Origin of the sequence: Trinickia sp. NRRL B-1857 (assembly GCF_050470685.1) — a bacterium.
In the GTDB taxonomy this organism is placed as follows: Bacteria; Pseudomonadota; Gammaproteobacteria; order Burkholderiales; family Burkholderiaceae; genus Trinickia.
The window spans coordinates 591,181-614,111 of record NZ_JBFLUK010000001.1 but is presented as its reverse complement, the minus strand read 5'-3'; the positions used below and the strand labels follow the sequence as shown (position 1 = coordinate 614,111).

General features: G+C 62.1%; 23 protein-coding genes, 1 tRNA gene and 3 pseudogenes. 13 read left to right on the top strand and 14 right to left on the bottom strand.

Going from position 1 to position 22,931, the window contains the following annotated elements:
• The first annotated feature begins 5 nt into the window (after positions 1-5).
• On the top strand, positions 6-344 hold the full coding sequence (locus AB1286_RS02920; RefSeq protein WP_430361845.1) for a DUF2489 domain-containing protein: 339 nt from the start codon (positions 6-8) through the stop codon (positions 342-344).
• Between the two features lie 86 nt (positions 345-430).
• Here AB1286_RS02920 and AB1286_RS02915 read toward each other — a convergent pair whose 3' ends face one another.
• The 3 genes from AB1286_RS02915 to istA form a co-directional block, all read right to left on the bottom strand.
• Entirely contained in the window at positions 431-493 is a 63-nt protein-coding gene (locus AB1286_RS02915) for a hypothetical protein (RefSeq protein WP_430364971.1), read from the bottom strand.
• A 354-nt stretch (positions 494-847) separates the two neighbouring features.
• Positions 848-1,618: an IS21-like element helper ATPase IstB gene (istB, locus tag AB1286_RS02910; RefSeq protein ID WP_430361844.1), complete on the bottom strand. Its 771-nt coding sequence runs from the start codon at positions 1,616-1,618 to the stop codon at positions 848-850.
• Between the two features lie 14 nt (positions 1,619-1,632).
• On the bottom strand, positions 1,633-3,156 hold the full coding sequence (gene istA, locus AB1286_RS02905) for an IS21 family transposase (protein ID WP_430361843.1): 1,524 nt from the start codon (positions 3,154-3,156) through the stop codon (positions 1,633-1,635).
• A gap of 306 nt (positions 3,157-3,462) precedes the next feature.
• Between istA and AB1286_RS02900 the strand changes: the two genes are divergently transcribed.
• The 5 genes from AB1286_RS02900 to AB1286_RS02880 all read left to right on the top strand — a co-directional run bounded on the left by AB1286_RS02900 (position 3,463) and on the right by AB1286_RS02880 (position 5,746).
• Positions 3,463-4,137, top strand: coding sequence for a tyrosine-type recombinase/integrase (locus tag AB1286_RS02900; protein WP_430361842.1), 675 nt, complete (start codon positions 3,463-3,465; stop codon positions 4,135-4,137).
• A 53-nt stretch (positions 4,138-4,190) separates the two neighbouring features.
• On the top strand, positions 4,191-4,415 hold the full coding sequence (relB, locus tag AB1286_RS02895; protein ID WP_430361841.1) for a type II toxin-antitoxin system RelB family antitoxin: 225 nt from the start codon (positions 4,191-4,193) through the stop codon (positions 4,413-4,415).
• Positions 4,399-4,668, top strand: coding sequence for a type II toxin-antitoxin system RelE family toxin (locus tag AB1286_RS02890; RefSeq protein WP_430361840.1), 270 nt, complete (start codon positions 4,399-4,401; stop codon positions 4,666-4,668). The genes relB and AB1286_RS02890 overlap by 17 nt, the downstream gene beginning before the upstream one ends.
• Before the next feature lie 442 nt (positions 4,669-5,110).
• Positions 5,111-5,410: a colicin E5-related ribonuclease gene (locus AB1286_RS02885; RefSeq protein ID WP_430361839.1), complete on the top strand. Its 300-nt coding sequence runs from the start codon at positions 5,111-5,113 to the stop codon at positions 5,408-5,410.
• 6 nt (positions 5,411-5,416) lie between these two features.
• Positions 5,417-5,746, top strand: coding sequence for a colicin immunity protein (locus AB1286_RS02880; protein ID WP_430361838.1), 330 nt, complete (start codon positions 5,417-5,419; stop codon positions 5,744-5,746).
• A 108-nt stretch (positions 5,747-5,854) separates the two neighbouring features.
• Here the strand turns inward: AB1286_RS02880 and AB1286_RS02875 are convergent, their stop codons facing one another.
• Positions 5,855-6,082, bottom strand: coding sequence for a SymE family type I addiction module toxin (locus AB1286_RS02875; protein WP_430361837.1), 228 nt, complete (start codon positions 6,080-6,082; stop codon positions 5,855-5,857).
• Positions 6,083-6,976: 894 nt separating this feature from the next.
• On the opposite strand from AB1286_RS02875, the gene AB1286_RS02870 reads away from it, so the two are divergent.
• On the top strand, positions 6,977-7,408 hold the full coding sequence (locus tag AB1286_RS02870; RefSeq protein WP_430361836.1) for a DUF29 domain-containing protein: 432 nt from the start codon (positions 6,977-6,979) through the stop codon (positions 7,406-7,408).
• A gap of 170 nt (positions 7,409-7,578) precedes the next feature.
• Here the strand turns inward: AB1286_RS02870 and AB1286_RS02865 are convergent.
• Positions 7,579-7,665: transfer RNA gene (locus AB1286_RS02865), tRNA-Leu, on the bottom strand.
• A 240-nt stretch (positions 7,666-7,905) separates the two neighbouring features.
• On the opposite strand from AB1286_RS02865, the gene rnr reads away from it, so the two are divergent.
• Positions 7,906-10,377 carry a ribonuclease R gene (gene rnr / locus AB1286_RS02860; RefSeq protein WP_430361835.1) on the top strand — a complete coding sequence of 824 codons (2,472 nt, stop codon included), beginning with the start codon at positions 7,906-7,908 and terminating at the stop codon, positions 10,375-10,377.
• A gap of 127 nt (positions 10,378-10,504) precedes the next feature.
• A complete protein-coding gene (rlmB, locus tag AB1286_RS02855; RefSeq protein WP_430361834.1) occupies positions 10,505-11,248 on the top strand; it encodes a 23S rRNA (guanosine(2251)-2'-O)-methyltransferase RlmB in 744 nt (247 codons plus the stop codon).
• A 1-nt stretch (position 11,249) separates the two neighbouring features.
• Here the strand turns inward: rlmB and AB1286_RS02850 are convergent.
• The 9 genes and pseudogenes from AB1286_RS02850 to AB1286_RS02810 form a co-directional block, all read right to left on the bottom strand.
• Positions 11,250-12,023, bottom strand: a pseudogene (locus AB1286_RS02850) (hypothetical protein); the annotation flags it as partial.
• 235 nt (positions 12,024-12,258) lie between these two features.
• Positions 12,259-13,308 carry an ABC transporter substrate-binding protein gene (locus AB1286_RS02845; protein WP_430361833.1) on the bottom strand — a complete coding sequence of 350 codons (1,050 nt, stop codon included), beginning with the start codon at positions 13,306-13,308 and terminating at the stop codon, positions 12,259-12,261.
• A 31-nt stretch (positions 13,309-13,339) separates the two neighbouring features.
• On the bottom strand, positions 13,340-14,458 hold the full coding sequence (locus tag AB1286_RS02840) for an NAD(P)/FAD-dependent oxidoreductase (RefSeq protein WP_430361832.1): 1,119 nt from the start codon (positions 14,456-14,458) through the stop codon (positions 13,340-13,342).
• Entirely contained in the window at positions 14,451-15,974 is a 1,524-nt protein-coding gene (locus tag AB1286_RS02835) for an FAD-dependent oxidoreductase (protein ID WP_430361831.1), read from the bottom strand. Before AB1286_RS02835 ends, AB1286_RS02840 begins: the two co-directional genes overlap by 8 nt.
• Positions 15,971-16,297, bottom strand: a complete 327-nt coding sequence (locus tag AB1286_RS02830; RefSeq protein WP_430361830.1) for a (2Fe-2S)-binding protein — start codon at positions 16,295-16,297, stop codon at positions 15,971-15,973. The genes AB1286_RS02835 and AB1286_RS02830 overlap by 4 nt, the downstream gene beginning before the upstream one ends.
• 35 nt (positions 16,298-16,332) lie before the next feature.
• Positions 16,333-17,127 carry an ABC transporter permease gene (locus AB1286_RS02825; protein ID WP_430361829.1) on the bottom strand — a complete coding sequence of 265 codons (795 nt, stop codon included), beginning with the start codon at positions 17,125-17,127 and terminating at the stop codon, positions 16,333-16,335.
• 15 nt (positions 17,128-17,142) lie between these two features.
• Positions 17,143-17,973, bottom strand: a complete 831-nt coding sequence (locus AB1286_RS02820; protein WP_430364970.1) for an ABC transporter permease — start codon at positions 17,971-17,973, stop codon at positions 17,143-17,145.
• An 88-nt stretch (positions 17,974-18,061) separates the two neighbouring features.
• A pseudogene (locus AB1286_RS02815) lies at positions 18,062-18,322 on the bottom strand (TOBE domain-containing protein); the annotation flags it as partial.
• Positions 18,323-18,399: 77 nt separating this feature from the next.
• Positions 18,400-19,147, bottom strand: a pseudogene (locus AB1286_RS02810) (ABC transporter ATP-binding protein); the annotation flags it as partial.
• A gap of 318 nt (positions 19,148-19,465) precedes the next feature.
• Here AB1286_RS02810 and AB1286_RS02805 point away from each other — a divergent pair.
• From AB1286_RS02805 to AB1286_RS02790, 4 genes are all read left to right on the top strand, one after another.
• Positions 19,466-20,335: an IclR family transcriptional regulator gene (locus tag AB1286_RS02805; RefSeq protein WP_430361828.1), complete on the top strand. Its 870-nt coding sequence runs from the start codon at positions 19,466-19,468 to the stop codon at positions 20,333-20,335.
• Between the two features lie 374 nt (positions 20,336-20,709).
• Positions 20,710-21,720 carry a phospholipase D-like domain-containing protein gene (locus AB1286_RS02800; RefSeq protein WP_430361827.1) on the top strand — a complete coding sequence of 337 codons (1,011 nt, stop codon included), beginning with the start codon at positions 20,710-20,712 and terminating at the stop codon, positions 21,718-21,720.
• Between the two features lie 125 nt (positions 21,721-21,845).
• Positions 21,846-22,544, top strand: a complete 699-nt coding sequence (gene rpiA, locus AB1286_RS02795; protein WP_430361826.1) for a ribose-5-phosphate isomerase RpiA — start codon at positions 21,846-21,848, stop codon at positions 22,542-22,544.
• 103 nt (positions 22,545-22,647) lie between these two features.
• On the top strand, positions 22,648-22,884 hold the full coding sequence (locus AB1286_RS02790) for a hypothetical protein (protein ID WP_430361825.1): 237 nt from the start codon (positions 22,648-22,650) through the stop codon (positions 22,882-22,884).
• Positions 22,885-22,931 lie beyond the last annotated feature (47 nt).

Genomic DNA, 22,931 nt, shown 5'->3' with positions numbered 1-22,931 from the left:
GCGCTATGAATGAAACAGAAACTGTAGAGCACAACCGATTGGTATCGGTAGCGCAAGCGATGTTAGATGGCGAGCTGTCGTTTCTTGAGGGAGCGGTACAGGTGCTCGCCATCAAAAGTCGGTTGAGCGGGATCGCAGACAGAGATCCTGATTTCGATGCCTTCGTCGTTATCCAGTCGGAGACCGATCATCTGCCTCTCGAAGCGCAGCGGTCGTTATGGTCTCCGGCTGCTCTTGCTGCATTGGAACCGGAGTTCCAACGGACTGAGGAATGGGCAAAACCGTTTGCTTCGCCGGCCTGTAGGAATCTGATTGCGCGATTCGGCGCGGGCCGGCATCCGTAACTTGTGAGGGCGGTGCAAGGGTTGTTGCTCGGACTACAGCAATGGGCAAACCCAGTTGTACATCGGTCTGCTGGGCTGTGGTCCACTCAAGCAGGAGTGATTACGAGCCGCTGTTGCTGGACTTCGATCTTAAGTCGTTGGTAAGGCATGAAGCCGGCTTGCTCCAGCCACCGGCCTGAGAGCTTGAACCAAGGCACGAGGGGCGGTGCGGGCCGTCGGCGGGGCGAGTAGGGGCGCCAGCGTGGCGATTGCTGAATCGTGACGCTGCGCGGAGGATGAGCGTCGTCAAATGCTTTAAGATTGGCGTCAGCCATATCGACTCCTAGTGCGAGTTGATGGTGGTCAGCGGGTCGTATGGGTTGCAGCCCATGCGGCCCGCGCTGCGCTTACGGCGCTGGAAGGGGTGTCACCTTCCGGCATAAAGGAGCCGGGGCGTTTTCGGCATATAGGCGCCAGCAGAAGTGGGTAGAAACGAGCATCTTTGCTGTTCAAGAATGGGCCGTTTAGGTGGCGTTTGCAAGGTTCAAGTGATGCTCCGGAATGTGTCGTGGGCTTCGATAGGAATGACCGTCTAGCACCAAGCAGTAAGCGTTGTGGCGCAGGCGGTCGAGCGTGGCCGAGGCGAGCAATCGATTGGCCGGGAACGCTTGATCCCATTCGGTCAGATCGAGGTTGCTCGTGACGATGGTGGACGCCGCCTCGTAACGTTCGGGGATCAGTTCATGCAGGTCCTCGTCGGCGGGCGGACGTAGCGGCTTGAGCCCAAAGTCATCGATGATCAGCAATTCGACGCGCATTAAGCTGGCAAGTCGGCGCTCGTAAGCGCCGGTGGCACGTGCTGCATTCAAGCTCGTGGTGAGCTGGGTGCAGGAGGTGAACAGCACGTCGACGCCTTGACGAACGGCGCAATGGCCGAGAGCCTGGGCCAAGTGGCTCTTACCAGTACCGCAAGGCCCGACGATGAGCACCGGGGCATGTTCGCCGAGGTAACGGCCGCCGGCCAGATCATGCACGAGCGCGCGGTTCAATTGCGGCAGCCGATCGAAGTCGAATTGCTCCAGTGTCTTGCTCGTGCGGAAGGCGGCGCGTCGCATGCGCAGCGCAAACTTCTTCTGTTCACGCCGGGCGACTTCGTCTTCGATCAGCAGCGCCAGGAAGTCGACGTAAGAGAGCTTCGCATCGATCGCTTGGCGATTGCGCGCTTCGAGCGAGTCGAGGATACCGGACAGACGCAATTGCTTCAGATGCGGGGTCAAGGCTGGCATGGGTTGCATGGCCATCTCCTGGGTTAATGACGCACATCGGCGTCGGGAGCAAACAGAGACTGTGCGTCGCGGGCGAAACGCGCGCCGGGGGCGTGGACGTGTTCGCTGCAATCGCTAAGTGGATGTTGGTCGAAGCCGCCCACAAGAATGGTCTTGACGGTCCGATAGAAGGGACTGGCGTGTGCCAGCGCGCGAGCGCAGGCCGCTTCCAGGCGCGAGGCGCCGTACGGCTTTTGCAAACGCATGACACCCTGTGCCGCGCGCAAGCGTTCGAGGATGTGATCGGCCAGTAGCAGCTCGATGAGCTCGGCACAAGCCGGTCCCACGCGCCTCGCCTGTTCGAGACACCACTGGCGATCGTGAGCGAGAAACGCGCGAGCCTCGGGCGGCAGATGGTCGCGCACGGTGAGCCGATCGCCGGGACGACGGCCGCGCACATGCGAAGCCACGAGTCGGTAATCGTCGTAGATGCAGATCGAAGCATCGGTCGCACGCAGCCACAACCGCTTGCCGACCAACGAGAATGGCACGGAATACAGCATGCGCTGATGCGCGACATGGCAGTCGCGGTGGACCGAGACCTTGTGCCAAGTGCCCAGGTCGGGTGCGACGTCCGGCAGTTCGCGCATTAGCGGCCGTTCGAGCTCGAACAGATCGAGTGGGGCCTTGCGCGTAGTGCCGTGGATGCGACGTCCCGCTTCGTGCATGACCCAGTGACGGGTCTGCTCGTTCAGATCCGTGAAGTCGCGGAACTGGCGCAGCGGCAAGAAATTGCCTTTTACGTATTTGACGCCGGCTTCGACGATGCCCTTCTTGGGCGGATCGGCCGGCGGGCAAGGGTCGATGCGGAAGCCGTAGCCTTCGGCACATTCTGCATAGGCGCGTTGCACGACGGGATCGTACGTACAGGCACGCGTGATTGCGCACTTGGGGTTGTCGATGATCACGCGCGCAGGCACCGCGCCGAACCATTCGAACGCGCGGCGATGGCACCCGAGCCAAGTCGCAACCGTCTGGTCCCAGACGAATTCGACGTACTGGTGTCGCGAGAAGGCAAGCGTCATCACGAACGCCCACGTGCGCCGGAACACGCCGTCGGCGTCGGGCAGCATCGGGCCGGCGCCGAAATCGACTTGGGCGGCTTCGCCGGGCGCAAAGCTCAGCGGCACGGTGGCGTCGGGCGGCCGATCGGCGTTGATCGAAACGATCATGCGATACACCGACGAATAGCTGCCGGTGTAGCCGTGCTCACGCCGTAATGCGGCCAGAATCGCGGTGCCGGGCACGTTCTGCTCGAGCCAGGACGCAATCAAGGCGCGGTGGACCTCGAGCCCTGAAACAGTCGACCTTGCCTTGTGCGGCGGGCCTAGCGCCGCGGCGATCTCGGCGTCATCCGGTAGCGGCGCATCGGGCTTGAGCCAGCCGCATTGCTCGGCCAACTCTCGCAGTGCGGCGAGCTTGCGTCGGCCCATGTAGCGGCAGCGCGCCAGTTCGCGCTCGGAATCCCCGTGGCGCATGCGCACGAGAACCTGTCGATATTGATGCATCTCGATTCTCCGTCGGCCCATCGCAGCCTCCCTTGGGGGATCACGCCCCACAAGTTAAGCCTGCAATGAGCATCACAATCGAGATGCTCGATTCCTTCCCTGGCTCCTATATGCCGAAAACCGGCTGGCTCCTATATGCCGGAAACGAAGTGGCTCCTTTATGCCGAAAACGCCCCGGCTCCTTTATGCCGGAAGCCCGGTGGCTCCTATATGGCGGAAGATGACAGCCCCCAAGGGGCTCCCCAATTAGCCGTTACTGCGTAACGGAAAACAACCCCTCAACGCAAAAGCGCGGATTGGCATGCGGTGCAAGCCGCCGAGTCGTCTCGCACCGCAGTGCTGAGCGTGGAGAACCTACCCGACACGACGACGGCGCTGGGCGTGCCAAATAGAGCGATGCTGGAAACGCCGTACTGCACGGGGATCCGGCGGATGGATATCACCGAGCTACAACAGCGCGACGTCGATTACGATCGCGGCACGCTGATGATCCGGCAAGGCAAGGGCAAGAAAGATCGGATGATTCCGATCGGCGATCAGGCGCTGGCGTGGGTGGCCCGGTATTGCGACGAGGTGTGGCCGGAGCTGGCGATCGCGGGCGACGACGGCACGCTGTTCCTTACGGTAACGGGCCAAGCGTTCTCGGATAACCGGATGACGCAGACGGCGCGCAATTGTGAGCGAGCGGCCGGGTTGGGCAGCATCGGTAGCTGTCACCTGTTCCGGCGCGCGATGGCCACGCAGATGCTGGAGAACGGGGCCGACGTTCGGTTCGTCCAAGCGATGCTAGGGCACGCGGACATTAAGACGACACAGGTTTACGCGCGGGTGAGCATCCGGGCGCTGAAGGATTTCCATGCGGGGACGCATCCGGCGCGGCTTGGCCGTACGGCGCCGGCTCGGCGCGGTGACGAGCGCGACGAACCGCCGACGGCGGCTGACCTGTTAGCCATACTTGACGACGAGGCGGACTCGGAATAATGAGAGGGAGTATAATGCGTTATACGTGTATAGCAAACTTGCCGGAAGCTGCCATGCTAGCCATTCGTTTATCCGAAGAACTTGAATCTCGCCTGGAGGCGCTGGCCAAGCGCACCGGGCGCACTAAGACGTTCTATGCCCGCGAGGCCATCGAGCAGCACCTGGAAGACTTGGAAGATCTCTACTTGGCCGAGCGTGTAGCCAAGCGCGTCCGATCTGGTAAGGAACAGACCTCGTCGTTAGACGAGGTGGAGGCGCGGCTTGGCTTGGCGGATTGAGATCTCGCAAACTGCCGAGAAGCAGCTCGGCAAGCTAGACCGTGCGGTTGCTCGGCGTATCGTGATCTTCCTTCGAGAGCGCGTATCAGCATTGGACGATCCGCGCTCGATTGGCGAAGCCCTCAAGGGCAGTGAGCTAGGCGAATTCTGGAAGTACCGCGTTGGCGACTGGCGGTTGATCTGCCAGATCGAAGACTCGCGCATCACGATCGAGGTGCTGCGCTTGGGCAACCGGCGCGAAGTGTATCGGTGACGAGCTAGTTGCAGGCCGACGCGCTAGTTGCAGGCCGACGCGCTTCCTTCTTAGCCGCGCTTGTGCGGCACTCTCCATCCCTTCCAGCTAACTCCGACGGGCCGATACAATCGGCCCGTCGGCGCTTACGCGCCATCGTTCTTTAACTTCCCTCACCGGGGCATCCAAGGGCTGAAAAGCGCGTCTAGGCAAAAAATCCTTCTGGCCAAACCGCATCTAGGCGATGCCGGGCTGCAAAGCCAAGCCGCGTCTAGGTTTGCGGGCTGTTGCGGTCAGAGGTTGCCTCGGGTGTTGGATATGGGGCCATAGGTGGGGCGGTGTCGGCGTTCAGTGCGAACACGATTGCCACGGCGGTAACGGGGGCGACAGTCCGTTGCTGACGGGAGGGACCGGGGCAGCGCGAGGGGGCACGCTGCCCACGACGACGGGGAGTCGGACGGCGGTGCCGCTAGATGGTGCGGGCGGGGTTATTATCGACGGCAAGATTGGTGGTCAGCCTGAAGCGCGCGGATGGACGCAGCAAGAAGTGCAAGAGGTCGTCAGTGATGGACCTGTCGGATCGACGATGGATAATCGATCCGCGGCGAAGGCTCCTGATGGGTTGCCGAGAAACGATCCGGCATCTGTGTATGGCTCGAAGAGCGGTTACGTGGTGGTCAATGACCGGACCGGCGAAGTCGTTCAGGTAAGCGGCAAGAACGATCCTGGTTGGATTCCCGATAGTCGAATTAAATGGAAGTGAGTCGCGGTGAAAATTGATCTCCAACGTTGCTACGATTCATCGGACGACTTCTTCTTAATCGGCGGGAGTGTCGTGATGAAGCTGTCCGCCAATGCGGCAATTGCCGTTTGTGAGCGAGCGAGTCAACATGGTTTGGTTATCGCTCGGATCGAGGGTGGGATATGGCATACACCTGGATTCGAAGCGAGGCTCGATTGCATTTGGGACGGAGTCGAGCCCCCTGTTGATATTGGTGCCGCGGAACGAAACAATCTAGCCGCGGCCGAGTTCATTCGCTCAGAAAGCGAAGCGCACGATGTATTTGTTGTGACGGCACCGCGGCTGACCGGCTGGTGATCTCTAGACAGACGCGGTGGGAAGAATGCACAGGGGCACAGTGAGGCTTTATGGTGAGGACTACAACGCGGCAATCCATTTACTTCTGGTTGCCGCGCGCGGACTCACTCAAGCATGCGTGATGACGAGCTTACCGAGTTGGACTTCGATCGTGAGTCGTTGGTAAGGCATGAATCCGGCTTGCTCGAGCCACCGGCCCGAGAGCTTGAACCAAGGCACGAGCGGCGGTGCGGGTCGTCGGCGAGGGGAGTAGGGGCGCCAGCGTGGCGATTGCTGGATCGTGACGCTGCGCGAGGGATGAGCGTCGTCAAATGCTTTATGATCGGCGTCAGCCATATCGACTCCTGATGCGAGTTGATGGTGGTCAGCGGGTCGTATGGGTTCCAGCCCATGCGGCCCGCGCTGCGTTTACGGCGATGGAAGGGGTAGCCTTTCTCCCGTTAGCTGCGATGTTAAGTCTTTGATTGTAATAAAAATAAGTAGTCCTAACTATTAACCGATCGGCCTAGTACGCTGGGCAGTAATGCCAGTGCGGGCCATGCGGCCCGATACCGAGAGGAAGAGAAGAAGTGCCGTGCTGGAGCGGCCCGGAAATCCTGACCGGTGGCCAGGATTGGTCACGAAGGGTTTGAGCGGGCCGGTAGGCCTGGAGATGTGACGAGGAGGGTTCTTGCGGCCCGTCGGGCCGAGGGTAACGAAGGGCTGGGGGTAATCGTCTGCCGGCTGCCCTCGTCCCTGTCGGACATCAGCCGATTGAACATAACGCAAAGGCAATTATCAACAGCCGATTCCCGGCAGTTGATAACGCAGCGTTATGTCTTGCGCCCCCGACCAACCCGGATGCATGTGTTGCGCACAGACGATTCCACGGGCCGCGTTGCGGCCAAATCGCGAGATGTGCCCCGTCCTCCGCACCGTCCGCCGCAAGGTGCTCGCGACCTGCGGCATAACTTCGTCGGACTGGCGATGCTCGGTCAAGGAGATATCCAGACGAAGCCGTTGTCCATGCGGGTAAGCATCCGAGCGCCGAAGGATATCCATTCGGCTAAGCATCCGCCGAGGCCGACGCGTGTGACACTGATGCCAGAGGTCGAACCGCCGGCGACGGTGGCCGCTTCGTTAGATGCATTGGACGCCGAGGCACAAACCGAGGGCGAAACGGAGGAATAGGGTGAACTTACTGGAGTGGTTAAAATGGCGCCATGCGTGACTGAGCTTAGGGGCCGAAAAATGGGAACGAGCTACGAGAAGGACGTGGTGGCATGGGCCAATGAACAGGCTGCGTTGTTGCGCGCGGGCAAATTCTCGGCGCTGGACATCGAGCACATCGCAGAGGAAATCGAGGACGTGGGCAAGAGCGAACAACGCGAACTAATCAGCCGCATGGCCGTCCTGCTGGGGCACCTGCTCAAGTGGCAGTTCCAGTCCTCGCGTCGTGGCGCAAGTTGGCTAAGAACGATCAAGGCTCAACGACTGGACGTTGCCTACCTTCTGGATGAGGCACCCAGCCTGAAACCGAAGTTGGCGGATGCTGCGTGGATGCGGGTTGTATGGGCAAAGGCTCTCGCACAGGCGGTTAGCGAGACCGGACTCGATATATTCCCCGAAACTTGCCCGTGGTCCATGGAGCAGGTGTTGGACGAGGAGTTTATGCCGGACTGATCGTAGGGGCGCTAACAGGAGCCCGCCACGGCCTGTTCAATGCCAACGTAGTCGCTCAAGAGACAGCGCAATCACAAGCCGCTCGGCCGCCGCCGCAATCCCCCCCGCTCACCGCTCGCGCGAGACCAGAAATAAAAAAAGCCAGCTAATCGCTGGCTTTTTCTAAAACTTGGTGCCCAGGAGAGGACTCGAACCTCCACGATGTTGCCACCGCTAGGACCTGAACCTAGTGCGTCTACCAATTCCGCCACCTGGGCAGGTGTGCGTTTTGCAACAAAGATCGCTACTATAAATGTCGTAGACTGGGCTGTCAAGCACTTTGCCATTTTTCGAAAAGCGAACCGCACCGAGCCCCATTTCCCGCCCAAGACCGGCCATCGACGCAAAACGCCCGCCCAGCCCCGAGCGGCGGTCGCCACGGCTTCTACGGGTGTTAGAATGGCGCGCATTGCCGTGTCAAACCGTATCGAGCCAGAACAATCATCGACAAGCGCCCCTTGAGCAAATACCCGTACCCGATCCCTAGCCGCGAGGAAATCCTCGGTGTGCTGCGCACGAGCGAAACGCCGCTCGCCGCCAACGACATTGCCGAGACCCTGTCGATCAAGCGCCAGGAGCGCGAAGGATTCTTCAAGCGCCTAGGCGCCATGGAGCGCGACGGCCAAATCCGGCTCGATAAACGCGGCTACTATCAGCTCGCTCATCCGTCCAATTTCGTCGCCGGCCGCGTGCAGGGCCATCGCGACGGCTACGGCTTCATCATTCGCGACGACGCGCAAGACGATCTGTTCCTGCCGAACGCCGAAATGCAAAAGGTCATGCACGGCGACCGCGTCCTCGCACGCATCGTCGGCTACGATCGCCGCGGCCGCCCCGAAGGGCATATCGTCGAAGTGACCGAGCGCGCCAACAAACGCGTGATCGGCCGCCTGCTCAACGAAAACGGCGCCCTGATCGTCGCGCCCGAAGACAAGCGCATCAACCACGACATCCTCGTCACGCAAAACACGAAGAAGGCCAAGGTCGGTCAAATCGTCGTCGTCGAGCTGACCGATTTCCCAAGCCGGCATTCGCAGCCGCTCGGCCGCGTCGTGGAGGTGCTAGGCGACATCGACGATCCCGGCATGGAAATCGAAATCGCCGTGCGCAAGTACGGCGTGCCGCACGAATTCAGCGACGCCGCGGTCGCGCAAGCCGCCGGGCTGCCCGACGAAGTGCGCCCCGTCGACATCCGCCATCGTGTCGATCTCCGCGATGTGCCGCTCGTGACGATCGACGGCGAGGACGCCCGCGATTTCGACGATGCCGTCTATTGCGAGCCCACGAAGGTCGGGCGCGGCGACGGCTTCCGGCTCATCGTCGCGATCGCCGACGTCTCGCATTACGTCAGGCCCGATACGGCGCTCGATTCGGACGCGGTCGAACGCAGCACCTCCGTCTACTTCCCGCGCCGCGTCATTCCGATGCTGCCGGAAAAGCTCTCGAACGGACTGTGCTCGCTCAATCCCGAGGTCGATCGCTGCGTACTCGTCTGCGACATGCTGATCACCGCCCGCGGTGAGATCAAGGCCTATCAATTCTATCCGGGCGTGATGCACTCGGCCGCACGGCTCACTTATACGGAAGTGGCCGCGGTGCTCTCGAATACGAAGGGCCCGGAAGCGGCGCGGCGCGCGGCACTCGTCCCGCAACTGCAAAACCTGTACGGCGTTTTCAAGGCACTGTTCGCCGCCCGCCAGAAGCGCGGTGCAATCGACTTCGAAACGACGGAAACCTATATCGTCTGCAACGCGCAAGGCAAGATCGAGCAGATCCTGCCGCGCCAGCGCAACGACGCGCACAAGCTCATCGAAGAATGCATGCTCGCCGCGAACGTCTGCGCGGCCGACTTCATGAAGCGCAACAAGCATTCGGGGTTGTACCGGATTCACGCGGGGCCCACCGCCGAAAAGCTAGAGAACTTGCGCACGTTCCTGCGTGGCATGGGCCTCTCGCTCGGCGGCGGCAATACGCCGCACGCGAGCGACTACGCGGCGCTGATGGCGCAAATCCGCGATCGGCCCGATGCGCAGATGCTGCAAACGATGCTGCTACGCTCGATGCAACAAGCCGTCTATAGTCCCGACAACATCGGTCACTTCGGTCTCGCCTACGATGCCTACGCGCATTTCACGAGTCCGATTCGGCGTTACCCGGACTTGCTGACGCACCGCGCGATCTACGCGATCTTGTCGGGTACGAAGTATCGACCGGAGGCGCCCAATGGCGTCGTGCTCAATACGGCGCTGTCGCCGCGCGCTCGCGCGATGCAGCAGGCCGACGAGCAAACGCGCACGCGCTCGCGCGAAAACACGGCGATCTGGGAAGAACTCGGCTTGCATTGCTCAGCCAACGAGCGGCGCGCCGACGAAGCATCGCGTGACGTCGAAACCTGGCTCAAGTGCTACTTCATGCGCGACAAGCTCGGTGAGGAGTACGGCGGGATGGTGAGCGGCGTGACCTCGTTCGGTATCTTCGTGCAGCTCGACTCGCTGTTTATCGAAGGGCTCGTGCATGTGACCGAATTGGGCTCGGATTACTTCCAATACGACGAGATCAAAAACGAGCTGCGCGGCGAACGCACGGGCATTCGCTATCGGCTCTCGGATCGCGTGCGCGTCCAAGTGAGCCGCGTCGATCTGGATGCACGCAAGATCGATTTCCGGCTCGTCCGCGATACGCCGGCCAAGGCTGCCCCCACCACGCGAGCCCCCGCCGGTCGTCCGGTCGGAGAGCCCGAGCTGCCGCTGCCGGGACGTGGGCCACGCGTGCGTGCGCTGCCGCAGGCAGAGGGCGCACGGCGCAAGAAGGCGGCGCCGAGCAAGTCGGCAGCGGTCGTCGAAGCACGGGCCGCCCGAGCTCAAGCGGCTAAGAAACGCGGCACGGCGGCCAAGGGCGCACCGAAGGCACGCCCTCGCAAGAAGGGCTGACTTTCCGCGTTCGACTCGCGGCGACGCTCGGTCGCGCCGCGACGCATTCATGGGCACAGCGAGTGCATCGGAGCGCCGCTGTGCTTTCGCCTTTTTAGGCTTGACGTTATACCGATTTCATTTAGCTATGGCACGTCTCAAAGTTTTATACGGCTTTCATGCGGTGACCGCACGCTTGCGGCACGACGCATCCACCGTCGAAGAAGTGTTTTACGACGCCACGCGACGCGACCGTCGCATGCAGGAGTTTCTGCAAACGGCCAAGGAAGCCGGGGTGCGTTTGATCGCCGCCGACGAAATGCGTCTGTGGGGGCTCGCGCATACCGAGCGTCACCAAGGGGTCGTTGCGCGCGCAACCGATTTGCCGCTTGCGCAGAATCTCGCGGAACTGCTCGACGGTATCGACGGCCCCGCGCTACTGCTCGTGCTCGACGGCGTGACCGATCCGCATAACCTCGGTGCCTGTCTGCGCGTGGCGGACGGGGCGGGCGCGCACGCGGTGATCGCGCCGCGCGATAAGGCCGTGGGCTTGAACGCCACCGCGGCCAAGGTGGCCAGTGGCGCGGCCGACACGGTGCCCTACATCACGGTCACGAATTTGGCCCGCGCGCTGCGCGAATTGAAGGATGCCGGCGTGTGGATCATCGGTACCGCCGGCGACGCTAAAGCGACGGTCTACGAAACGAAGCTCGACGGTCCCGTCGCGATCGTCATGGGCGCGGAAGGCGAGGGGATGCGCCGCTTGACGCACGATACCTGCGACGAAGTGATGCGCATCCCGATGGCCGGCACGGTGGAAAGCCTGAACGTGTCGGTGGCGAGCGGCGTATGTTTGTTCGAAGCCGTTCGCCAGCGCGGGATCAAAGCTTAAGTCAGTAGGCCTGATCGTTCGAGGACGACTGCCATGTCGCCTCGGACGACGCTAGCGCATCATGCGGCACGTAGTCCGCAATGCTGAAAAACCGGTAATCGCTGAGCAAATCGAGACCGGGAAAGCCTTCCGGATGAATCCGCCCATGCACGCCCGCTCGCGGGCTCAATCCGGCAAGACTCATCGCCAGGATGAATTCGTTGAACGGCATCATGAGCTGACGCGACACGAAGTGCATGCCCCAATTGAACACCGACGGTAGTAGATCGGTGCGCGCGTGGGTCCCACGTCGCGGCGTTCCCGCTTGCGTCAAGTTCTCGGCCCAGGGGCTGTGCCCTTCGACCGCCAGGAAACCATGGCGAATATGCGGTTTCCAACGCCTAATCATGTCGATCAAATCGGCCGCGGCTACATAGCCCGGCACGAGCCCTCGTGCGTCGCTATGGGCCACGCGGAAGAGGTTTTTCAATTGCGCGAGCGTGAGCGGCACCAGGCCGTCCGCGATATCCACCACGGTCCCGAAATACGTGTCGATCACAGCACGCAACTGAGTGGGATCGAGTTCCTCTAAGCTGCGCTCGAGAATGGCTTCCGCCTCCTCGCGGCCGCGTACTTTGAGCCTGCGGTTATGCAGCAGGAACATGTTCGTATGCAATAAATCGGCGAGACGGGCAGGGCGCGCGATGCCGTCGATATCTCGAACCGTTAGGCCGCTCTCCGCTACCGCGCGATCGTATCCGTCGGGGTCCGAAATGTCGGCGCTCAGTACGCGTACGGCGGGACGCATGTCCCGAGCCGTTCGGCAAAGCAATGTCCGCGCCTAAGATTTTCATCGTCGATTGCAAAAACCCAAATATTGAAAATCGGTCGTTACTTTATCGACGCGATTAACGACGGCATAGCCGCAATATTTGGTAGGCGACTCTCGATCGATGCCCAACGAATAAATGCTATTAAAATAAAAACGGCGCGTTATACGCGCCGTCTTAACCTCGCAATTTCGTAGACCGTTATCTTTCGATCTGCTGATTCCAACGCGTATCCCACTGCGCGCGGTGCGCGTTGATCGCATTCCAGTCGACGACGGTGACCTTATGCACGAGCTCGTCGATATTGCCGAGGCTTTGCTGCATCGATGCCGGCATTTTGGCGAGATGATTCGTAGGAATTTGCTTGCCGGCTTCGGCGGCTTTCTCTTGCGCGGGCGCGGAGAGCAAGAACTGCGCGAGTTTTTGCGCGAGCTGATCGTCGGGATTGTTCTTGACGACGCATACGTCGACGAGCAGCAGCACCGGGCCTTCTTTAGGATTCACGTATGCGACGGGCAAGCCCTTGTCCTGCAAGTCGGCGACGCCGGTCGGCGTAAGCGGGAAGAGCGCCGCTTCTCCGGTTTGCACCATCTCCGAAATCTTGGCCGAGTTCGGAATGTATTCGACGACGTTGGGGCCAACCGTGCTGGGCCATTTCGTGAAGGCCGGCTCGACGTTTTGTTCGCTGCCGCCCCAAATGCGGTTCAACGCCAACAACCCATGCAGGCCGAACGTGCTGCTCGAGGCCGATTGAAAGACGACCTTGCCTTTGTATTTCGGATCGGCGAAGTCGAGCCACGAAGTGGGCGGCGCCCATCCCTTCTCGGCAAACAGCTTCTTGTTATAGGCGATTCCCGTCATGCCGAGCTGCACGCCCGCACCGACGTCGTCCTTCATGCGCGCGAACGGATAGAGCTCCTTGAGCACGGGCGAATCCTCGAGCTTTTCGCAGACGCCAAGGCTAACGGCACGCGCCATCACGCCGTCGTCGAGAAAGGCCACATGCACTTGCGGGTGTGCGCGGTTGGCGAGCAGCTTAGCCAAGATATCCGATGAAGTACCCGGTACGACGGTGACTTGTACATTGTTCGCCTTTTCGAATGCCGGCAGGACTTGGCTCGTGTAAGCCTTCTCCATCGGCCCGCCGTTCATGCCGATATAGATCGTCTTCGACTGCGACCATGCGGCAGGCGAGGCCAGTGTCATGCCTGCCAGGATCGTGGCGGCCGAGAGAGTGCGGATTACTTTCATTCAGGTCTCCTAATGATTGAAGAGCGAAGCGTCATGCGGGCACGGCCGAGAAGCGGTTGACACCGAATGCGTCGAGCGGCGTCTCGGTGGCGCCGTCGATCACGAGGTCGGCGAGAACTTCGCCGACGCCGGGTGCGAGCAAAAACCCGCCGCCGGAAAAGCCGAATGCATGCAAGAGGCGCGGCACGTTGCGACTCGCGCCGATCACGGGATTGTGATCGGGCGTGCAGCCTTCCACGCCGCTCCAGGTTCGAATGAGCAGGGCATCGCGCAATGCCGGCAACAGCGCGCAGGCATCGCGCATGACGGCTCGCGTCGCATCCGAGGACGGCTGAGCGAATTGCCCGTCGCCATGGCCGCGTCCGCCGCCGATCACGCAATTGCCGCGTTCGACTTGGCGGGCGTAGATCCCGCCGCCGAATACGCCAAGGTTGTGGTCGAGAAAATGCGGTAGCGGCTCGGTTACCCACATATTCGGATAGATGGGTTTCATGGGGACGGCGTCGCCGAAGCGTTCCGCGAGCGTAAGCGCCCATGCGCCGGCGGCGTTGATGAGCCAGTCGCTTTCGAAGGTCGCCTCGCCTGCATGCAGCGAGAAGCGTTTGCCGTCGTAGTGCGCCTGCGTGAGCGCGGTCTGCTCGAGGACGAGCGCGCCGGCCTGGCGCGCCGCGCGTGCGAATGCGGGCGAGACGAGCCGCGGGTTCGCATGGCCGTCGCTCGCGCACAGCGAGCCGCCGATCGCGGCGGCGCCAAGCCAGGGATAGCGCCGCCGAAATGCGGCGCCGGACATGATCTGCAACGCCAAGCCGTGTTCGGCGGCCATTCGCGCGTAGGCCTCGAGGCCGGCGAGATCGGCCTCGCTGCGCGCTAGGCGCAAATGTCCCGACACCACGAATTCGCCGTCGATGCCGATCCGCCGAGGCAGATCGTCCCAAATTCGTCGCGCGCGCATCGCGAGCGGCAGCTGCTCGGCGGGGCGTCCTTGGCAGCGCACGCCGCCGTAGTTCACGCCGCTCGCTTGCGCGCCGCAGTAGCCGCGCTCGATGAGGAGCACGCGCATTCCCCTACGCGAGAGCGCGAGCGCGCTCGATGCGCCGACGAGCCCGCCGCCGGCGATCGCGACATCGAAGTGGCGTGCCGATTCATTCATCGCGTGCGTCCTCGGGTACGGCCGCGACACGCTCGTCGCACAGCGCGGCCGCGAGCGGAATCGGTTTGATCGGGGCTTGGGCCCGCATGCGCCCCAACGCCTCGGGGGGCAGATGCGTTTCATGCGCGAGCAGTGCCACGGCCGCTTCGCCGCACATTCGGCCCTGGCAGCGTCCCATCCCGACCCGGGTCAGCGCTTTGAGCCGATTGATTTCGCGCGCCGCGCCGGAACGAATGCATTGGCGTAACGCTCCGGCTTCGATTTCCTCGCAGCGGCAGACGGTCATCGTGTCCGGCCAGGCGCCGGCGCGTTCGAACGGCGCGGGGAACGCAGATTCGAGTCCCGCGCGAAACGTACTCGTGCGCAGCTGCGCACGACGCAGTGAAGCGGCGTCGTCGATCCGCGAGGGCTTGTGCGGCGGCTTGCGCCCGGGCGAGCGTTCGTCCAAATCGTCTAGCACTGCAAGCGCGGCAAGACGTCCGGCGCCCTCGGCCGCGTCGGCCCCCGCGATGCCGGCGCCATCGCCTGCGACATAGATGCCGCGGACCGACGTGCGTCCCGCGTCGTCGCGTTCGGGAAGCCAGCATCGGTTGAGCGCGTCGTAGCGAAACCGGCAGCCGGCGATATCGGCGAGTTGGGTTTCGGGGCGCAGGCCGAAGCCGAAGCCGACGGCATCGCATTCGAGCGTATGGATATGCTCGCCGATCGAACCGGGCGCCGCCGCATCGGTACGCCAAGCGATACCGGCGACATGTCCTTCGCCGAGCACGCGTTCGAGCTGCACGCCGCGCTCGATTCGAATACCTCGCGCGAGAAGCCAGCCGACGTAATACATGCCTTTCGCGAGAACGGACGGCTGTGCCATGAGCTTGGGCAAGGCTGCGGCTTGCTTGCCGGCACGGCTCGTATCGAGCACGGCGAGCACGCGTGCACCGGCTTTTGCGTATTGATAGGCTACGAGATAAAGCAACGGTCCAGTACCGGCGAAAACGATGCGTCGGCCGATTGCGCATCCTTGCGATTTGAGCGCGGTTTGCGCGGCGCCGAGCGTGTAGACGCCGGGCAACGTCCAACCCGGCATCGGCAGCACGCGATCGGTTGCCCCGCTTGCGACGATCAGATGCGTAAACGGCACGTTCTGCTCACGCGTACCGCACAGCGTGGCCAGTTGGCCCGCGAAGGGGGGCGAATCGTCAACGGGCGATGTCGATGTCGAGTCCGCACTTGTTTGCGTGTCGCACGCCCAAGCCAGCGTATGGGGACGATAGTCGAGATGCGGCAGCAACTTGGCCATCGCGGTGTGCAACGCGGTAGCCTTGCGCGCTTCGAAACCGTACAGCTCGCGCGGCTCGCGTCGAAAGCCTGCGCCCTCGGGTTGCTGACGATAGATTTGGCCGCCCCAGCGCGCGTTTTCATCGATGACGATCGGACGCACGCCCTCGGCGACGAGCGTCTCGGCTGCGCGCACGCCGGCGGGACCGGCGCCGACGATGACCACTTGTGCTTGACGAGTCATCGTGCTGCCTGCGTGGGTGTGCGCTGGGTATCGGGAGCGTGCGTAAGCAGACGCATGCCGGTTTCGATTGCGGTCGTGCAGGCGCGCAGCCGCCGTCCATCTTCGGTCCTTACCCAACAGTCCTGGCAAGCGCCGATCAAGCAAAACCCGGCGCGCGGCTCGCCGCTGAAGTCCGAGACGCGCAGCGTGCGCCGGGCGGTCAAAATGGCCGTCAGCACCGTATCGCCCTCGAGTGCACGAGTAGGGGTGCCGTCGAGCGAGAAGAACACGGGGGGGCGGTCGCCTTCGGCTAAGCGCACCAACTGTGCTTCGTCTTGGCACATATTTCGAAGTCCTAAGTAAGGATGAGGCGATGCGTTCAATGCTGACCGATCAGAATGCGGTTCAGTCCGTAGATGCGATCGAGCAGCAACATCGCGCCGGCCGTGACGAAGATCACGAGCGTCGATACGGACGCCATCATGGGATCGATCGATTCCGTCGCATACATGTACATGCGTACCGGCAGCGTGACCGTCTGCGGCGACGTGACGAAGATCGACATCGTGAGTTCGTCGAAGCTATTGATGAACGCGAGCAGCCAGCCGCCCGTAATTCCAGGCACGATCATGGGCAGAGTCACGCGCCGAAAGGTCGTCCAAGCATCGGCCCCGAGCGATTGCGCGGCATGCTCGACGCTGCGATCGAGCCCGGTCGCGGCGGCTAGAACGAGCCGCAGCACGAACGGGGTCACGATGACTGTGTGGGCCAAGACAAGCCAGGCGAACGAGCCCGTTGCGCCGATCAGGGCAAAGAAGCGCAGTAGCGCAATGCCTAAGACCAGCCCGGGGATGACGAGCGGCGACAGCAACAAGGCGTTCAAAAAGTCGCGCCCGGGAAAACGCGCCCGAGCGATGGCCAAGCCGGCGGGCAATGCGATCGTCAACGAGAGCGTGGCCGAGGCGAAGGCGAGCTTCACGCTCGTGAAGAAGGCCGAAATGAAATCGGGATATTGCAGGATCGCTTTGAACCATCGCAACGAGATGCCGTGCGTGGGCAGCGTCAGCGTTTCGTCGGGCGTAAACGCGACGAGTACGACGATGACGAGCGGCGCCAGCACGAATGCAATGACGAGCGTATGGAAGGCGAGGGCGAAGGGGCCGTTGCGTCGCATGTCGATCTCCTTGGCTCAGCCCATCGCGCGGCCGTAACGGCGCTCGAGTACGCGGTAGTAGGTCAGCATGATGACGAGGTTGGCGGCCAGCAGCAGCAATGCGATCGTCGCGCCGAGGGGCCAATTAAGGGAGCCGAGAAATTCGTCGTAGACAGCGGTGGCGGCCACCTTCAACCGTCTTCCGCCGAGGAGCCCCGGAATCGCGAAGGCGCTTGCCGAGAGCCCGAACACCATCAAGCTGCCCGAGAGTACGCCCGGCATGATCTGCGGCAGCACGACGCGGCGTAGCGTCGTGGCGGGCGAGGCCATCAACGACAGCGCGGCTTGCTCGGTTTGCGGGTCGAGCTTTTGCAGCGAGGTCCAAACGGGGATGACCATAAACGGCAGCATCACGTGCACGAGCGCGATGACGATCGCAAAGTTGGTGTATTCGAGCTTGTACGGCCCGAGACCGAAGCGCGCGAGCGCTTGGTTGACGACGCCCGCGGTGCCCAGCAGCATGCTCCAGCCGAATGCGCGAACGACGACGGACACGAGCAGCGGCGCGAGGATGACGAGCAGGCAGGCCGAGCGCCACGGGTCGCGCATCTTCGACAGAACGTAGGCTTCCGGCGCGCCGATGGCTGCGCACAACAACGTGGTGATTGCCGCGATGCCGAACGTACGCAAAAAGATCGTTTGGTAGTAGGGCGAACTCAAGACGTTGACGTAGTTGCCGAACTGGAACGCGGCGATCGAACCGACCGACGGATCGAAGCGGTAGAACGTCAAGACGAACGTCATCGCGAGGGGCACGAGGACGAGCGCCGCGAATAAAGCGAGCGCCGGGGCGCATAGCAACCACATCGGGGCATAGGCTCGCCAAGGCGCGCGGCGCTCCGGGTGTGCGGCTTGCGGCCGCGAGGCCGGTGCCGCGGCAGCTTCGAGCGTCGCGTTAGGCATGGCGGGCGTCCCTCGCGACCAAGCGCACGGCTTCGCGCTTCCAATCGATGCCGACCGTTTCGCCTTCCGCAATCGGCTCGTCGCCTTCGTTCTGACAGCACACGAGGATTTCGCCAAGCCGGCAATCCACGCGATAGAGCCACTGGCTGCCGAGGAAGAAGCGGCTCGTGACCGTTGCAGGCACGCGGCCGTTGCCGGTGAGATCGAGGCGAACCTTCTCGGGGCGGATGCAGACCGTGACGGCGTCGCCGATCGTCAACGGATCGGTTCGCTGATGCGGGGCTTGACCGACTTCGATGCGATCGGCACCGATCGAGACGTGCACGTTCGCGTCGTCGTGCGCCACGACCGTGCCCGAGAACAGATTGGCCTTGCCGATGAACTCGGAGACGAAGCGATTTTCCGGGCGTTCGTACGCGCGATAGGGTGTGTCGACTTGCGTAATGCGGCCCGCCTCCATAACGACCACACGATCGCTGATGGACAGCGCCTCCGATTGGTCGTGCGTGACCATGATCGTCGTCGTCCCGATGCGGCGTTGAATCGCTCTGAGCTCGAATTGCATCTCCTCGCGCAGCTTCGCATCGAGGTTCGACATGGGTTCGTCGAGCAGTAGAACGGGCGGTGCGATGACGACCGCGCGAGCGATCGCGACGCGCTGACGCTGCCCGCCCGAGAGTTCGCGCGGAAAGCGATCGGCCAGGGCATCCAGGCGCACGAGCGAGAGCGCTTCGCGCACGCGCGCGTCGCTTTCGGCCTTGCCGATGCGCCGCATCTCGAGCCCGAAGCGCACGTTTTGCGCGACGGTCATATGCGGAAACAGGGCATAGCTTTGAAAGACGATGCCGAGCCCGCGCTGATTGGGCTTCGTATCGGTGATGTCGCGGCCGTCGAGCACGATGCGGCCGCTCGTTGCCTGGACGAAGCCGGCAATCATTTGCAGCGTGGTGGTCTTGCCGCAGCCCGAGGGGCCGAGCAGCGAAACGAATTCGCCTTTTTCCACCGACAAATTCAATTCGGTGACTGCATGCAAGTTGCCGAACGATTTCGAAACGTCGGCAAGCGTGAGGAACGACATGGTTCGGCTCCCTTCCCTGATAGGTACGCCCTCGCGATGCGCAAGCGGCATCGGGCATCAGGCTGAGCCGATTCTGTCCAGCCATATAGACCGAGTCAATTTCGAATTCCGTTCAACGATAGGAAAATAGAAAATATTCCGGCCAGTGGAACGCGTTTCGGACCGAAGCGTGAGAGTATTTCATCGCATGCGGTGAGGGTTATCCCTCGATGAAGACTGCGGCAGGGCGGAGGGTATCGAAAGCTGAGGTACCGCGCGGGCGATCGATAAGCCCGAATAAATTCCATTGATTAGAACCTGAGGACGGAGGACGATGATATGAGCGGGGTACGCCTATCGGAGGACGACTTCAACGGCGGCGACGAGCATGCGGATGCACCGGGCGTGGGGATGCTTCCCCGGGCGTTCGCCCTTGTGCGTGCGTTGGCGTCGCAGCAAACGAGCGGGGTGCGCGTCACGCAACTCGCGAAAATCGTCGGGCTTACGCAAGGCACGACGCACCGTATCTTGCGCGCGCTGATCGCCGAGGGCGTCGTCGAACAAGACGAGCGCTCGAAGCTATACCGGCTCGGCGTGGACTTTTTCGCGCTCGCGGCGCAAGCGGGGAATCCAGGCGGGATGCGGATGCTGTGCCGCCCTGCGTTGCTGAGGCTTTGCGCGAGTCTCGGGGAAACGATCTTCTTGCTCGCTAAAAGCGGCTTCGATGCGGTATGCCTCGATCTATGCGAAGGCCCGTTCCCGATTCGCTCGTTTACAAACGATGTCGGCGGGCGGATCGCGCTTGGGGTGGGACAGGGCAGCCTTGCGATCCTAGCGTTCTTGCCGGAAGCCGAGCGCGAAGAAATCATCCGCTTTAACGTACCGCGAATTCGCGGCCATGGCGTGCTCGACGAGGTTTATCTGCGTACTGAAATCGAACGGGTACGGCAGCTCGGCTACGCCGCGCGCAACAGCGGCGTCCTCGAAGGGATGGCGGGCGTGGCCGTGCCTATTCTCGATCGCACGGGAACGGCCGTGGCGGCGTTGAGCGTCGGCACGTTGTCGTCTCGTCTCGGCGACGACCGTTTGCCGATGGTCGTCGAATTGTTAAAGCGTCAAGCGGACCTCATCGGCCCCATGACGAACCCCTTCGACGTCGCCCTCAAGCGGCGGCCGGCGCACGGACTTAGCGCCTCGCTCGGGGCGTAACGGCGTCGCGAGCACGCCGCTTCGCCGGGCGCCAGTCGAGCATCGATGGCGCCGTCCCGGCTCTATTGGCATATTCGTTCGAATCGACAATTTCATTGAATTGAAATATAGGATTATTGTAATAATCGATGATTTAATCGGAAAGATCTGTTTGATTTTCATATCGGCAAAACGCATGTGAGGATGGGGTGGTCGTGACCTGGTAGTATTTGTAGGAAAAGATATTTATTCTGTATTTATGAATGGAGTTTAATGCGGATCGCGGAATAAAGCGCGCGCCAGATCGAGATGAATTTGAAAGACTGGCGATCGTCGAAAAAGTAAAAGACCAGTCAGTACCTACCGGGGCAATCTCAAATTTCTGGAGGTCATTGATGAAGCGATCCCTGTTGGGCGCATTCGTTTGCGCGACCATGCTGGCGGCGGGCGCGCAGGTCGCCGCCGCCGCTACGACGGCTCCGACGCTCGTGACGGAGCCCGACCAAGGTTTGACGCCCATCTACACGCTTATGCAGTCCGCGACCAAAACGCTCGATATGACGATGTACGAACTCGTCGATACGCAGGCCGAGGACATTCTGGTGCAGCTAGCGGCCAAGGGCGTGGCGGTGCGGGTCATCCTCGATCAGAACCTCGAATCGAGCCACAACCAGGCCGCGTACGACTACTTGAGCGGAAACGGCGTGAACGTGGTGTGGGCGAACCCGAGCTACTCGGCGACGCATGAGAAGGCGATCGTCGTCGACGGGCAGACGGCTGCCGTCATGACGCTCAATCTCACGAGCCGCTATTACGCCAGTTCGCGAGATTTCGCCGTCATCGATCACGATGCGAACGACGTCGCCGCCATCGAAACCACATTTGACGCCGATTTCTCAAGCGATGCCGTTACGCCTCCGACGGGCGACGATTTGGTTTGGAGTCCTACGAATTCGACGAGCGCGCTCCTCAAGGTCATCAACTCGGCGACGAGCACGCTGCAAATCGAAAACGAGGAAATGAGCAATTCGAAGATCGTGACGGCGCTCGTCAACGCCGCCCAGCGCGGCGTGCAAGTCCAGGTGACGATGACCTACAACTCGAAGTACGCGAGCAACTACGACAAGCTCAACGCGGCGGGCGTGCTGATCAGCACCTACGACCCGAATGCGTCGCTTTACATCCACGCGAAAGTGATTCTTGCCGACTACGGTACGTCGAGCGCCGATGCCTTCGTCGGTTCCGAGAACTTCTCGGTCGCCTCGCTCACCCGCAATCGCGAACTGGGGCTCGTGACCCAAGATGCGACGGCAATGGCATCGCTCGCGTCGGTGCTGCAATCGGATTTCCGAGGCGGCACGCTTTACGGCACTGGAGCGAATTCGACGCAATCGCCGTTCCTCTGAGCTCTGCGTCAGGGCGGTCTTGACGCGTTGACGGCATAAGAGGAAGCGCCTGCCCGCACGAATTGCGAGGGGCGGGCGCGACTCCGGTAAACTCACGCCTTTCGCCTGCAATTTTTCCTCGCGCCATGACTCAAGACGAACTCAAGCGATTGGTCGGCCAAGCCGCCGCCGATTATGTAAACGCCAACGTGGCCGAAGGTGCCGTGATCGGCATCGGAACCGGTTCGACCGCGAACTGTTTCATCGATGCGCTCGCGGCGCAAAAGCATCGCTATCGCGGCGCCGTATCGAGTTCGATCGCCACGACGGCGCGGCTGGCGCAGCACGGCATCAAGGTGTTCGATTTGAACGAAGTGGAATCGCTGCCCGTATACGTCGACGGTGCCGATGAAATCGATCCGAAAGGCGCGATGATCAAGGGCGGCGGCGGTGCGCTCACGCGCGAGAAAATCGTCGCTTCGGTGGCCGAAGTATTCGTCTGTATTGCCGATGCCTCCAAGCGCGTGCCGGTGCTGGGCGGTTTTCCCCTTCCGGTGGAGGTGCTGCCGATGGCGCGCACGGCCATCGGCCGCAAGCTGACGGCGCTGGGCGGCGTGCCGGTTTTGCGTGTGAACGTCCAAGGCGCTCCGTATATCACCGACAACGGCAATGAAATTTTGGACGTCAAACATCTGACGATCCACGATCCGTGCGCGCTCGAAGCGCAAATCAACGCGTGGCCCGGCGTTGTCACCGTGGGCCTGTTCGCGAGCCGCGGCGCCGATTTTTGCTTGCTCGGTTCGGACGAGGGCGTACAAACCCTCGACTATCGCTCGAACGGCTAAAGGGTGGATCGGTTTTTGCCGTATAACCCGGTACCCGGTAGAGAAAAGCCGCCGCGACGCAGCGCGTGGCGGCGCACCATACGTTTTAAGGATTGATCCGATCATGCAACGCGAACTGAGGCAGGCCCTCGATACGGCCTATTCGCGGCTGAAAGACGGGCAGGCGGAGCCGACGGCGTTCGCAAGCAACTACGCGTTAGGGCTTGGCATCGTCGTCGGCGGACAGGCCTGCGGCGGAATGTCCGAGCAGGAAGCGGCCGACGAGCGTGCTCATCTGGGCATGCTCGCCGCGCTGTTCGAGGTCCAAGCGCGGATACGAATCGGGTCCGACGCCCGTTGAGCGAAGGCGGGCGAGAGGCGGCGCAATCGAGCCGCCCCGCCGGACGC

Excerpts from the sequence above, each read along its gene's own strand:
- AB1286_RS02845 (WP_430361833.1), bottom strand. The coding sequence starts at position 13,308 with ATGAAAGTAATCCGCACTCTCTCGGCCGCCACGATCCTGGCAGGCATG.
- AB1286_RS02805 (WP_430361828.1), top strand. The coding sequence starts at position 19,466 with ATGAGCGGGGTACGCCTATCGGAGGACGACTTCAACGGCGGCGACGAG.
- AB1286_RS02820 (WP_430364970.1), bottom strand. The coding sequence starts at position 17,973 with ATGTGGTTGCTATGCGCCCCGGCGCTCGCTTTATTCGCGGCGCTCGTC.
- AB1286_RS02870 (WP_430361836.1), top strand. The coding sequence starts at position 6,977 with ATGGGAACGAGCTACGAGAAGGACGTGGTGGCATGGGCCAATGAACAG.
- AB1286_RS02840 (WP_430361832.1), bottom strand. The coding sequence starts at position 14,458 with ATGAATGAATCGGCACGCCACTTCGATGTCGCGATCGCCGGCGGCGGG.
- AB1286_RS02800 (WP_430361827.1), top strand. The coding sequence starts at position 20,710 with ATGAAGCGATCCCTGTTGGGCGCATTCGTTTGCGCGACCATGCTGGCG.
- AB1286_RS02920 (WP_430361845.1), top strand. The coding sequence starts at position 6 with ATGAATGAAACAGAAACTGTAGAGCACAACCGATTGGTATCGGTAGCG.
- AB1286_RS02835 (WP_430361831.1), bottom strand. The coding sequence starts at position 15,974 with ATGACTCGTCAAGCACAAGTGGTCATCGTCGGCGCCGGTCCCGCCGGC.
- rlmB (WP_430361834.1), top strand. The coding sequence starts at position 10,505 with ATGGCACGTCTCAAAGTTTTATACGGCTTTCATGCGGTGACCGCACGC.
- AB1286_RS02830 (WP_430361830.1), bottom strand. The coding sequence starts at position 16,297 with ATGTGCCAAGACGAAGCACAGTTGGTGCGCTTAGCCGAAGGCGACCGC.
- istA (WP_430361843.1), bottom strand. The coding sequence starts at position 3,156 with ATGCATCAATATCGACAGGTTCTCGTGCGCATGCGCCACGGGGATTCC.
- istB (WP_430361844.1), bottom strand. The coding sequence starts at position 1,618 with ATGCAACCCATGCCAGCCTTGACCCCGCATCTGAAGCAATTGCGTCTG.
- AB1286_RS02875 (WP_430361837.1), bottom strand. The coding sequence starts at position 6,082 with ATGGCTGACGCCGATCATAAAGCATTTGACGACGCTCATCCCTCGCGC.
- AB1286_RS02790 (WP_430361825.1), top strand. The coding sequence starts at position 22,648 with ATGCAACGCGAACTGAGGCAGGCCCTCGATACGGCCTATTCGCGGCTG.
- AB1286_RS02825 (WP_430361829.1), bottom strand. The coding sequence starts at position 17,127 with ATGCGACGCAACGGCCCCTTCGCCCTCGCCTTCCATACGCTCGTCATT.
- relB (WP_430361841.1), top strand. The coding sequence starts at position 4,191 with ATGCTAGCCATTCGTTTATCCGAAGAACTTGAATCTCGCCTGGAGGCG.
- rpiA (WP_430361826.1), top strand. The coding sequence starts at position 21,846 with ATGACTCAAGACGAACTCAAGCGATTGGTCGGCCAAGCCGCCGCCGAT.